Origin of the sequence: Hydrogenophaga sp. (assembly GCF_041633695.1) — a bacterium.
Lineage (GTDB): Bacteria > Pseudomonadota > Gammaproteobacteria > Burkholderiales > Burkholderiaceae_C > Hydrogenophaga.
The window spans coordinates 1-11,491 of the sequence record NZ_JBFJMY010000105.1 but is presented as its reverse complement, the minus strand read 5'-3'; the positions used below and the strand labels follow the sequence as shown (position 1 = coordinate 11,491).

Here is an 11,491-nt window from a genome sequence, read left to right as displayed (position 1 = left end):
GGTGGCGGGCGCGGCTGCGGTGAGCGCGGTGCCGGTGGCTTTTTCGGCGGCGGGTGCGGTGTTGGTGGTGAAGGCGGTCGAGGTCACTGCGCGCGGCACCGTGTACCTGCTGGAGCGGGCTTCCGACGGCGCGCGTGCCAGTGTCGAAGTGGCAGCCGGTGCCGCATCTGCGGTGGCCGTGGGCGTGGGGGCCGTGGTCACGGTCGGCGTGCTCGCCACCGGCGTGCTGCTCTCGGCGGCGGGCGAAGTGCTGGCCTTTGTGCCCAACGAACTGGGGCGCGCCTTGCTGCACAACGAGCGCGTCACCGATTGACCGCACCACCTTCGTGCCTCGTTTGCCGCCTTGTTTTCAGGAGCCGTTGATGCAATCGATTTCTGTGTTTTTTTCGGTGATCGCAACCGCCGCGCTCCTGGCCACCGCGCCCGCTGCGCAAGCCGGGCGTTCGTGTGAAAACCATCCGCTGACGGCCCAGGCCATCACCCAGGGCATGGCACTGGCGCAGCGCACTTCGCAGGCGCTGGATGCCGAACACGCCCGCAGCGGTGCGCGCGTGGTGGTGCTGGGCCGTGCCGGGCAAGACCTGAGCCAATACGGTCTGCGCTACTCGCACCTGGGCTGGGCCTACAAAACCGACCAAGGCCCGTGGCGGGTGCTGCACAAGCTCAACAGCTGCGGAACAGCCACTGCGTCGCTCTACCGCCAAGGGCTGGGCGAATTTTTCCTGGACGATCTCTGGCGCTACCAGGCGGTGTGGGCGGTGCCGGCGCCTGCGCTGCAAGCGCCGCTGCACGCGCTGTTGGTCGACCCGGCGCGCAGCGTGCAGTTGCACACCCGCGCCTACAGCATGGTGAGTTACCCCTGGGCCACGCGCTACCAGCAGTCCAACCAATGGGCGCTGGAAACCCTGGCTTCGGTGGTGGAACCCGGGGTGCATTCGCGGGAACAGGCCCAGGCCTGGCTGCGCTTCAAGGGCTACCAGCCAAGCACTTTGCGCTTGGGCGCGCTGACCCGGCTGGGTGCACGCGTGAGCGCTGCCAACGTGGCGTTTGACGACCACCCGAACAGCAAGCGTTTTGCCGATCGCATCGAAACCGTGACGGTGGATTCGATGCTGTCTTTCATGGAACGCACCGGCCTCACGGGGTCACCGCAGACCTTGGAGTAGGTGCTGACGGCCGTTCAGACCCCGCGTGCGCGTTCGGTTTTGAAGCGCTCTCGGAACGGGCCGAAGGTGCCGGTGTCCAGCGCGGCGCGTACCTCGCGCATGAGGTTCAGGTAGTAGTGCAGGTTGTGGATGGTGTTGAGCATGGGGCCCAGCATCTCGCCGCAGCGGTCCAGGTGGTGCAGGTAGGCGCGGCTGAAGCCTTCGCGCCCGCCATCGGCATACGACACGCCAGACCGACCCGCGCAGGCGTGGCAGGTGCAGGTCACGTCCAGCGGCTGGTGGTCGGTCTTGTGGCGGGCGTTGCGGATTTTCAGATCGCCGTAGCGGGTGAACAGCGTGCCGTTGCGTGCGTTGCGCGTGGGCATGACGCAGTCGAACATGTCCACGCCCTCGGCCACGCCTTGCACCAGGTCTTCTGGCGTGCCCACGCCCATCAGGTAACGCGGCTTGTTTTCGGGCAGGCGGTGCGGCGTGTGGGCCATGATTTGCAGCATCTGCGCCTTGGGTTCGCCCACGCTCACGCCACCCACGGCGTAACCGGGGAAGTCCATCTCCACCAGCGCTTCCAGCGATTCCTGGCGCAGGTGTTCGAACATGCCGCCTTGCACGATGCCGAACAGCGCGTTCGGGTTTTCCAGCCGCGCAAATTCGTCTTGTGAGCGCTTGGCCCAGCGCCGGCTCATTTCCATGCTCTTGCGCGCCTCGGCTTCGGTGGTCAGGTGGCCCTTGGTCTCGTAGGGCGTGCATTCGTCCAGCTGCATCACGATGTCGGAGTTCAGGCTGGTCTGGATCTGCATGCTCACCTCGGGCGACATGAAGAGCTTGTCGCCGTTGACCGGGCTGGAGAAGGTCACGCCTTCTTCGGTGATCTTGCGCGTCTCGCCCAAACTCCACACCTGGAAGCCGCCCGAGTCGGTCAGGATGGGCTTGTTCCATTGCTCAAAGGCGTGCAGACCGCCAAAGCTTTGCATCACCTCGCGGCCGGGGCGCATCCACAAATGGAAGGTATTGCCCAGAATGATCTGGGCACCCATGTCTTCCAGGCTGGCGGGCATGACGCCCTTGACCGTGCCGTAGGTGCCCACGGGCATGAAGATGGGGGTTTCAACCACGCCATGGTTGAGGGTGAGGCGGCCCCGGCGCGCGTGGCTGCCGAGGTAGTTCTCTTTGGGGGGGTCGGTCAGCAGACGTTCAAACTGGAGCATGCGCCGATTTTAGAGGCGCAGCCCCCTTCAGTTCTGGCGGTGCCTTTGCGGCGGGCGCGACTCAGTGCTGGGGCGCGTTGCTCGGAGCGGTGCTCACCACCTCGGGCTGGGTCACGGCGATCTGGTCGGAGTGGTTCCAGCCCCAGGCCAGCACCACGGCCAGACCCAAAGACAAAACCAGCGACAAGCCGAGGCGGACAACCATTTCGATCACATGCAACCTTTGTAGGTGTGTGTTGCAGCGGGAGCGGCCAGTTGGCGCGCCTGTCGCTGCGACGCTTGACATTGTGCATGCGGGTGCGCGCGGCCTGCGTTGCAGATGTAGCAACAGGTTACGAGTGCGCAATTTTTGGCGGTTTGCGCCCGCTTGTGTTGCCTTTTGTCACCACGCCACAGGCCAAGCCCATGGGGGTTCGCGGCTCAGACGGTGAATTCGGGGCCGGTGTAGGTGTGCGGAACCTCCACCTTGCCGGCCGCGATGTCCAGGGCCAGCGCCGCCAGCTTCTCGCGCACCGGCGCTGGCACATCGGGTGCCAGGGCCAGGCGCACGGCATCGGCGTCTTCCAGTCCGAGCTGGCGGATGACACCGGGCTTCCAGCGCCCGGTGGCAAAGTCTTGTGCGGCGGCGAACACCGCCTTGCTCACGCTGGCCATGGCCGAACCGACAAACACGGTGGGGTTCTTCTGGGTCCAGTCCACCACGTTGCCGATCTGCCGCGTCTTGCGCGCCACGCAGGCGTCGATCACGCCTTGCCGCCCCGCGTTGAGCATGGTGAAGATCACGTCGGCCCCGGCGTCCATCTGCGCCAGCGCGATGCGTTGCGACAAGGCGTTGTCGTCCTGGTTGCCCGAGAAGTTGGTCAGCAGTTTCACCTGCGGGTTGGTGGCCTGAACCCCGGCGGCGAAGGCCGCGCGCCCTTTCAGGCCGGGGGTCACGCGTATGCCCGACATGTGGCCGACCACGCCGGTGCGGGTGGTGAGTGCGGCCAGTGCACCGGCCAGCCAGGCCGACTGCTCTTGCAGCACCTCGTAGCTCGACAGGTTGTTGCCCTGCACATTGCCCTGGGTGACGACAAAGCGCAGATCGGGAAATTCAGCCGCCACCTGCGTGGCCGCCGCGTTGTTCTGCCCACCGTGGGCGATCACCAGCGGCGCGCCGGATTGGGCGAGTTCGCGCAGTGCGGCCACCAGCAGTTCTTTCTTGGGCGCCACCTGGTCGATGTAGTGACCTTGCAGGCCCAGGGTTTTTTGCGCCGCCACAAAGCCCTCGTAGCCCGACTGCATGAAGCCTTGGTCGTTGATCTGACCGGCAAACAAGGCCGCGATGCGTGGTACGACTGGGGTGGTGCCGGGTGTGGTGGTGCAAGCGCCCAGGCCGAGAGCGGGCAGGGCGATCAGGATCTGGCGGCGCGACAAGTCGGTGGAGAGAGAAAAAGGCATGGATCTTCCTGAGGGGTGGCACCGGAATGGCGCACGGAAGCGTCCACGACGCAAAGAGCGTGCCACGGACCCGTGCGCCGCGCTCGGGTCCGTGGCCGGATGCTGGGTCTTGTGGATTCGGCCCCATGCAATATGAACCGTTCGCCATGAGCCTGTCGAAGGGCTTCGACAGGCTCAGCCCGAACGGAACTTAAGAGTTCACCGGACCGGATCGATAGCGCCGCAGCAGCATGGCGTCGCCGTAGCTGAAGAAGCGGTAGCCGTGTGCAATGGCGTGCTGGTACAAGGCCATGACCCGCTCGTAGCCGGCGAAGGCGCTGACCAGCATCATCAGCGTGGACTTGGGCAGGTGGAAGTTGGTGAGCAGCTGGTCCACCACCTGGAATTCAAAACCCGGGGTGATGAAGATGTTGGTGTCGCCGCTGGTCTCGCCGTTGCGGGCCCAGCTCTCCAGCGTGCGCACGGTGGTGGTGCCCACGGCCACCACCTGGCCGCCGCGGGCGCGGCAGTCGGCGATGGCCTGCAGCGTCTCGGGCGGTATGGCGTAGCGCTCGTGGTGCATCACGTGTTCGTCGATGCGCTCGGTTTTCATGGGCGCAAATGTGCCCGCACCCACATGCAGGGTGACGCTGGCGCGTTGCACGCCGCGCGCCTCTAGCGCGGCCAGCACGCCCTCGTCGAAATGCAGCGCGGCGGTGGGCGCGGCCACCGCGCCCGGCACGCGGGCGAACACGGTCTGGTAGCGGCGCTCGTCGTCGGCGCTGTCGCTGTGTTCGATGTAGGGCGGCAAGGGCACATGGCCGTGGCGCGCCATCAGCTCGTACGGCGTTTCCCCGGCCGGTCCGGTGAGGCGCAGGCGGAACAGCTGGCCGCGCTCATCGGGCCAACGGCCCAGGAACACGGCCTCGAAACCACCGTTCGCCAGGCCGCCGGCCATGTGCAGCACCGCGCCCGGGCGGGGTTTTTTGCTCACCTTCATGTGGGCCACCACTTCGCACAGGCTGCCATCGCTGGCTTCGGCGGGCAGCAGCACGCGCTCGATCAGCAGTTCCAGCTGGCCGCCGGTGGATTTTTCGCCGAACACGCGGGCCTTCACCACTTGCGTGTCGTTGAACACGAGCAAATCGCCGGGGTTCAGGCGCTGTGGCAGTTCGCGGAAGATGCGGTCCACCGGCGTGGGCGCGCTGCCATCGAGCAAGCGGGAGGCGCTGCGTTCGGCGCTCGGGTGCTGGGCGATCAGCCCGGGGGGTAAAACGAAGTCGAAGTCGTTGACGGTGAAGGCGCGGGGGCTGTCGGTGGGCTTGGGGTGCATGTCGCTTGAGGGCCGTACCGGGCCCGTGCCAAGGTGAAAAGAAGGGAGCGGGAAAGGCGCGCAGATCGGCTGGGGCGACCGGCGCATCCGACCGCGATTGTCCCACGGGCCGTTCGGATCAGTCCGCTGGCGGGGTGGCCTGGGTGTTGGATGCCGAGCGCTTCAGGTGCCGGTACAGCGTGCCACGGGAGACGCCCAGTTGCCGTGCCGCCTGCGCGATGTTGTGACCGCAGTCGCGCAAGGTGTTTTCGATCAGTTGCCGGGTATGGGTGTCGAGCGAGGGCGCCGAGGGTGGCGCCATGAGCGCCGATGGAGCTTCGGGGGCTGGCGCGGTCGGTTCGGGCGTGGTGGGGGTGGCCTCTGGTGGCGCGATGACCGGGGTACTCGGCAGGCTGACCGCGTGGCGGAAGTCGGCGCCGTCTGGTGCGCGCAGTTGGCCGCGCACCCACACGCCCAGGCCATTGGGCAGTCTGAGCGTTTGGGGGCTGGCCTGCCGGCACAGGCGCAACAGCGCGGGCAGGTCCAGACCCAGCAGCTGGTGCGCCGAAGACACCTCTGCGCTGTCCACGCCGGTCAGGCGACGCGCGACGCGGTTGAGCCAGGCCACCTGTCCGTTGCCGGTGACGCCCACCAGCGCTTCCAGCGGCGTGCCGAGCAGGGACGGATGGGCCTGGAATTGCAGCACCACGTGTTCTTGCGATTGGGCCTGCAGCAGCCGGTTTTCGATCGCGGTGGCGCACAGCTCCACCACGGACGCGGCGTCGAAATCGAAGCGCCCGGTGGCGATGGTCACATCGAGCACACCAGCGATTTCACCTTGCACGTCGCGGATCGGCGCGGCGGCGCAGCGGAACTCGGCCAGGCAATCAAAAAAATGCTCTGCACCCACGACCGAGCAGGCCTGCCCCGAGTGGATGGCAATGCCCGGCGCGGTGGTGCCGACCCGGCCTTCGGCCAGGTTGATACCGACGCGCGATGCGACCTGGAGCAGGCGCTGCGGGGCCGACAAAGGGTGGGCCGAACTGTGCACGATCACGCCTTGGCCGTCGGTGAGCAGCACGCGGCAGCCAATGCCCGCCAGCGCGGTTTCCATGCTGCTGAGTTCGTGGTCTGCGGCCTGCAACAGCTGGCGGCTTCGGTTGAGCACGGCGTGCACGCGGCTGTGGCTCACCTCGTCGAACGCCACCGGTTTGTCGGGCTGGTGGTGGGCCCGGTAGCAGCGCATCCACGACTGGATGACCGGCTCGCTCACCAGCCCGGACGGGCGTTCGCCTTCTTCGAAAAATTTCTGGCGCGCAAGCGCGGTGCGCTGCTCCGGGCTGTTGAAAAACAGCTGCCGGGGGATTTCGGATGAGGTGAGGCTGCGTGTGGACATGGCGAGTGGTGGCGCAAAGGCCATTCGCCGCCCAGTATCGCGGCGCTGGGCGGCGATCCCCATTCGGGTTAGCCCTTGGCCGGACATGTGTTCTGTTCCAGAACAGGCGGGCGCCTAGGGAAAGCCCGAAGGTGTGAACGACCTATGGCTTGCCGAACATACGGTGTCCCGCTGCCGGGCCGTCGGTGCGTGCAGCGGATTGCCTGGGTTACCCACGAAGGTACCCACGAACGCCCGGCACGGGCAGACCACAGGAGACAAACATGAACCACCCCGAAGCTTCCCGGCCGCGACGCTGGTCCCGCGCGCTGCTGGCCAGCGGCTCCCAGCGTGCCCAGGCCCTGACCGCCAGCCTGGCCGTGTCCTTGCTGGTGCTGGCCTGCGCCAGCCAGGGGCCGTCCAAGGCACCGGTCAACGAGGCGTTTTTCCGCGCCAATGCCCAGCAAACCGCCGACTGGCCCAGCTACGGTCTGGATTACGCGGAAACACGGCACTCCCGGCTGGAGCAGATCAACGCCGCCAACGTTGGAAAGCTGGGCCTGGTCTGGTCTTACGACCTGGAGTCGAACCGGGGCGTGGAATCGACCCCGCTGGTGGTCAATGGCGTGATGTACGTCACCGCCTCCTGGAGCATCGTGCACGCGGTCGATGTGCGCACCGGCAAGCGGCTCTGGAGCTACGACCCCAAAGTGCCGCGCGAAGCGGGCTACAAGGGCTGCTGCGACGTGGTCAACCGCGGCGTGGCGCTGCACGAAGGCCGGGTTTTTGTGGCCTCTTACGACGGCCGGCTGATCGCGCTCGATGCCGCCACCGGCCAGAAGGTCTGGGAGCAAGACACCATCATCGATCACAAGCGCAGCTACACCATCACCGGCGCGCCGCGCGTTTTCAAGGGCAAGGTCATCATCGGCAACGGGGGCGCCGAATTCGGGGTGCGCGGCTACATCACGGCGTACGACGCGAAGACCGGCGACCAGAAGTGGCGCTGGTTCACGGTGCCGGGCGATCCGAGCCAGCCGTTCGAGAACGCCGCCATGGAACGCGCCGCCAAGACCTGGGACCCAGCGGGCAAGTGGTGGGAAGCCGGTGGCGGTGGCACGGCCTGGGACAGCATGAGCTTCGATCCCGAACTCAATCTGATGTACGTGGGCACCGGCAACGGATCGCCCTGGGCGCGCAACCTGCGCAGCCCGGCCGGCGGCGACAACCAGTATCTCGCCTCCATCGTGGCGCTCAATCCCGACACCGGTGAATACGTTTGGCACTACCAGGAGACCCCGGGCGATAGCTGGGACTACACCTCCACCCAGCCCATGATCCTGGCGGACATCCCGGTCAACGGCAAGCCGCGCAAAGTCATCCTGCACGCACCGAAGAACGGCTTCTTCTTCGTCATCGACCGCACCAATGGCGAGTTCATCTCGGCCAAAAACTTCGTGGACGTGAACTGGGCCACCGGTTACGACGCCAAGGGCCGTCCGATCGAGACCGCGATCGCCCGTGTGGCGGACCGCCCGCGCGAGATCATCCCCAGCGCTTTTGGCGCGCGCAACTGGCACCCCATGTCGTACAACCCCGGCACCGGGCTGGTCTACATGCCGGTGCAAGGCGTGCCGCTGACACTGCTGGACAACAAGGACTGGAAATTCAACGCCAAGCGCCCGGGTGAACCGCACAGCGGCCTGGGCTGGAACCTGGCGACGTTTGCCAACGTGGAGCCCCCCAAGGCCAAACCGTTCGGGCGTCTGGTGGCCTGGGACCCGGTGCAGCAGAAAGAGGTGTGGCACCAGGAGCAGGTCTCGCCGTGGAACGGCGGCACGCTCACCACCGCCGGCAACCTGGTGTTCCAGGGCACGGCCGATGGCCGCTTCATCGCCTACGACGCGCGCAACGGCAGCAAACTGTGGGAGACACCCACCGGCACCGGCGTGATCGCAGCGCCCGTGACCTATCTGGTCGACGGCAAACAATACGTGTCGATCGCGGTCGGCTGGGGTGGCGTATACGGTCTGGCGGCGCGGGCGACCGACCGCAAGGGCCCGGGCACGGTCTACACCTTCGCCCTGGGTGGCCAGGCCAAGGCGCCGGATTTTGTGGACTACCAGCTCGGCAAACTGGTGGCGGGTGTCAAGTACAACCCGGCCCATATTCCCGAGGGCACGGCCTTGTACGTGAGCAACTGTGTCTTCTGCCACGGCGTGCCGGGCGTGGACCGGGGCGGCAACATCCCCAACCTGGGTTACATGGACGCCGCCTATATCGAGACGCTGGAGAACCACGTCTTCAAGGGCGCCGCCAACGCGCGCGGCATGCCGGACTTCACCGGCAAGCTCACGGTGGCCGAGGTTGAAAAAATCAAGGCTTTCATCCAGGGCACGGCCGACGCGATACGGCCCAAGAAGTGAAGCCCTGACGGCAACACCCAGGCCCCAGCGCACAAGGTGCTGGGCATGGGGTGTTGGTCGAATTACCGTGTGTTCATCCGGCTGCCGTGTGCAGCCGGATGGCGTTGTGGGGCGCTGTGGGTGCGCTCAGCGCGGGCGGAACATCTTGAACAGCTGTTCGGGCCCGATGCTGAAGTAATCGGCCGGGCCGCCGCCGCGCAAGACGTGGTCGGCGTTGGCCGTGTCGTAGACGCCGTCTTTGAGCAAATGCTGGGCAATGTGGATGCCCACCACTTCGCCCAGCACCAGCCAGCTGTCGATCGGATCGCCCTGTGCCGAGCTCAGGCGGATCAGCTGCGAGAGCTTGCATTCGAACGTGACCGGGCTTTCCAGCACATGGGGGGCGCGCACGATGCGCGACGCCGCCGGCGTGAGCCCGGCGAGCGCGAATTCGTCCACTTCGGGCGGCACTGAGGCGCAGGTCTGGTTCATGGCTTCGGCCAGCGGTCGCGTGACCAGATTCCATACGAACTCGCCGGTGGCTTCGATGTTGCGCACCGAATCCTTGTAGCCGATGCTGGAGAAGCCGACGATGGGTGGGGTGTAGTTGAAGGCGTTGAAAAAGCTGTAGGGCGCCAGATTCGCCACCCCGTCCGCGCCGAGCGTGGACACCCAGCCAATCGGCCGGGGGCCGACGATGGCGTTGAACGGGTCGTGTGGCAAGCCGTGGCCCTGGGCCGGTTGGTAGAAGTGGCGGGGTTCGGTCATGCTGCCGATTCTGCGGGCAACTGTCGCCGCGAGCTGTCGCCTGCAGGCGCGGTGGCGCTACAAGCAGATGTCAAGACCCAGGGCCATGCGCGAGGCAGGTGCCCGGCACGTGGCGGGCACAATGGCGCACATGTCCGCCAAAGCCGAAGGCAAACCTGCCACGCCTGCGCTGTCAGCGCCCCAGAAAGCCTTGCGCAAGCTCGGCCTGGCGCGCGACATCGACCTGGCCTTGCACCTGCCGCTGCGCTACGAGGACGAAACCCGCATCCAGCGCTTGAGCGAAGCCCGTGAAGGCCAGACCGTGCAGGTCGAAGGCACGGTGACGCACAGCGAGGTGGGGCTGCGCCCGCGCCGCCAACTGCTGGTGACCCTCGACGACGGCAGCGACACCTGCACGCTGCGGTTTTTCACCTTCTATCCCACGCTGCAAAAAGCCCTGGCGCTGGGCGCGCGGGTGCGGGTGCGTGGCGAGGTGCACGGGGGTTTTGCGGGCAAGACCATGGTGCACCCCACGGTCAAGCCGGCGGGTGTGGAGCTGCCCGAGGCGCTCACCCCGGTGTACCCCACCAGTGCGCAACTGCCCCAGACCTACTTGCGCAAGGCGGTGACCAGCGGCGTGTCGCGTGCCGACCTGAGCGAGACCCTGCCGCCCGAGTTGCTGCAGGGCTTGCACGTGGTCACCCGTGGGCCTTGGACGCTGCGTTCCGCCCTGCAATACCTGCACCACCCTGGCCCCGACGTGTCGCTGGATGCACTGGAAGACCGCAGCCACCCGGCCTGGCAGCGCCTGAAGGCCGAAGAGTTGCTGGCCCAGCAGCTCTCGCAGCTCAGCGCCAAGCGCGCACGCGACACGCTGCGAGCGCCCGTTTTGCACGCGGCGGTGGGTGGCTTGCAGGAACAGCTGTTGGCCGCGCTGCCCTTTGCCTTGACCGAGGCACAGCGCCGCGTGGGCACCGAGATCGCCGCCGACCTGGCCCGCGCTGTGCCCATGCACCGCCTGCTGCAAGGCGACGTGGGTTCGGGCAAGACCGTGGTGGCGGCGCTGGCGGCGGCGATTGCCATGGACGGCGGCTGGCAGTGCGCCCTGATGGCACCGACCGAAATCCTGGCCGAGCAGCATTTCGCCAAACTCATTGGTTGGCTGGAGCCCTTGCTCACGCCCTTGGGCAAGCGCGTGGCCTGGCTCACCGGCAGCCAGAAGAAGAAACAGCGCACCGAAATGCTGGCCTTGATCGCCAGCGGCGAAGCGGCCCTGGTGGTCGGCACCCACGCGGTGATCCAGGAACAAGTGGTGTTCCAGAACCTGGCGTTGGCCATCATCGACGAGCAGCACCGCTTTGGCGTGGCGCAGCGCTTGGCGCTGCGGGGAAAAACATCGCCGGGTTTGGCGAGCCCTTCGACAGGCTCAGGGCGAACGGGTGTTTCGGCAGCTCGGCCTGAGGCCACCCCCGTTCTGCCAGCATCCACTTCTGTTCGGGCCGAGCCCATCCCCGTTCAGGCCGAGCCCTTCCCCGTTCGGGCTGAGCCTGTCGAAGCCTTCGCCCAGGAGCCCCACCTCCTCATGATGACGGCCACGCCGATTCCCCGGACGCTGGCCATGAGTTATTACGCCGATCTCGATGTCTCCACCATCGACGAGCTGCCGCCCGGGCGCACGCCCATCGTCACCAAGCTGGTGTCGGACAGCCGCCGCGCCGAGGTGATCGCCCGCATCCGCGCCCAGGTCGCGCAGGGGCGGCAGGTGTACTGGGTGTGCCCGCTGATCGAAGAAAGCGAAACCCTGGACTTGAGCAACGCCACCGCGACCCACGCCGAACTCACGGCGGCATTGGCCGGGGGTG

The 11,491-nt window shown here is 66.8% G+C and carries 9 protein-coding genes and 1 pseudogene; 4 read left to right on the top strand and 6 right to left on the bottom strand.

Annotated elements, in window-relative coordinates; genetic code table 11:
- Positions 1 to 313: pseudogene (locus tag ABYB95_RS08800) on the top strand (hypothetical protein); the annotation flags it as partial.
- Positions 314 to 362: 49 nt separating this feature from the next.
- Entirely contained in the window at positions 363 to 1,166 is an 804-nt protein-coding gene (locus tag ABYB95_RS08795) for a DUF2145 domain-containing protein (RefSeq protein WP_372658092.1), read from the top strand.
- Between the two features lie 14 nt (positions 1,167 to 1,180).
- Here the strand turns inward: ABYB95_RS08795 and tgt are convergent, their stop codons facing one another.
- The 5 genes from tgt to ABYB95_RS08770 all read right to left on the bottom strand — a co-directional run bounded on the left by tgt (position 1,181) and on the right by ABYB95_RS08770 (position 6,498).
- Positions 1,181 to 2,371, bottom strand: coding sequence for a tRNA guanosine(34) transglycosylase Tgt (tgt, locus tag ABYB95_RS08790; protein ID WP_372658091.1), 1,191 nt, complete (start codon positions 2,369 to 2,371; stop codon positions 1,181 to 1,183).
- A 61-nt stretch (positions 2,372 to 2,432) separates the two neighbouring features.
- Positions 2,433 to 2,576, bottom strand: coding sequence for a hypothetical protein (locus ABYB95_RS08785; RefSeq protein ID WP_372658090.1), 144 nt, complete (start codon positions 2,574 to 2,576; stop codon positions 2,433 to 2,435).
- A gap of 215 nt (positions 2,577 to 2,791) precedes the next feature.
- Positions 2,792 to 3,811, bottom strand: coding sequence for a BMP family protein (locus ABYB95_RS08780; RefSeq protein ID WP_372658089.1), 1,020 nt, complete (start codon positions 3,809 to 3,811; stop codon positions 2,792 to 2,794).
- 190 nt (positions 3,812 to 4,001) lie between these two features.
- On the bottom strand, positions 4,002 to 5,123 hold the full coding sequence (gene queA, locus ABYB95_RS08775) for a tRNA preQ1(34) S-adenosylmethionine ribosyltransferase-isomerase QueA (protein ID WP_372658088.1): 1,122 nt from the start codon (positions 5,121 to 5,123) through the stop codon (positions 4,002 to 4,004).
- Between the two features lie 118 nt (positions 5,124 to 5,241).
- Complete coding sequence (locus ABYB95_RS08770; protein ID WP_372658087.1) at positions 5,242 to 6,498, bottom strand: helix-turn-helix domain-containing protein; 1,257 nt, start codon at positions 6,496 to 6,498, stop codon at positions 5,242 to 5,244.
- 263 nt (positions 6,499 to 6,761) lie between these two features.
- On the opposite strand from ABYB95_RS08770, the gene ABYB95_RS08765 reads away from it, so the two are divergent.
- A complete protein-coding gene (locus tag ABYB95_RS08765; RefSeq protein WP_372658086.1) occupies positions 6,762 to 8,903 on the top strand; it encodes a PQQ-dependent dehydrogenase, methanol/ethanol family in 2,142 nt (713 codons plus the stop codon).
- Between the two features lie 126 nt (positions 8,904 to 9,029).
- Here the strand turns inward: ABYB95_RS08765 and ABYB95_RS08760 are convergent, their stop codons facing one another.
- A complete protein-coding gene (locus tag ABYB95_RS08760; protein ID WP_372658085.1) occupies positions 9,030 to 9,650 on the bottom strand; it encodes a flavin reductase family protein in 621 nt (206 codons plus the stop codon).
- Positions 9,651 to 9,771: 121 nt separating this feature from the next.
- Between ABYB95_RS08760 and ABYB95_RS08755 the strand changes: the two genes are divergently transcribed.
- Positions 9,772 to 11,491: ATP-dependent DNA helicase RecG (locus ABYB95_RS08755; protein WP_372658093.1), on the top strand; the 1,720-nt coding region annotated here is incomplete at its 3' end.

Bases quoted from the DNA above. Each gene is read 5' to 3' on its own strand.
- ABYB95_RS08795 (WP_372658092.1), top strand. From the start codon at position 363: ATGCAATCGATTTCTGTGTTTTTTTCGGTGATCGCAACCGCCGCGCTC.
- tgt (WP_372658091.1), bottom strand. From the start codon at position 2,371: ATGCTCCAGTTTGAACGTCTGCTGACCGACCCCCCCAAAGAGAACTAC.
- ABYB95_RS08785 (WP_372658090.1), bottom strand. From the start codon at position 2,576: ATGGTTGTCCGCCTCGGCTTGTCGCTGGTTTTGTCTTTGGGTCTGGCC.
- ABYB95_RS08780 (WP_372658089.1), bottom strand. From the start codon at position 3,811: ATGCCTTTTTCTCTCTCCACCGACTTGTCGCGCCGCCAGATCCTGATC.
- queA (WP_372658088.1), bottom strand. From the start codon at position 5,123: ATGCACCCCAAGCCCACCGACAGCCCCCGCGCCTTCACCGTCAACGAC.
- ABYB95_RS08770 (WP_372658087.1), bottom strand. From the start codon at position 6,498: ATGTCCACACGCAGCCTCACCTCATCCGAAATCCCCCGGCAGCTGTTT.
- ABYB95_RS08765 (WP_372658086.1), top strand. From the start codon at position 6,762: ATGAACCACCCCGAAGCTTCCCGGCCGCGACGCTGGTCCCGCGCGCTG.
- ABYB95_RS08760 (WP_372658085.1), bottom strand. From the start codon at position 9,650: ATGACCGAACCCCGCCACTTCTACCAACCGGCCCAGGGCCACGGCTTG.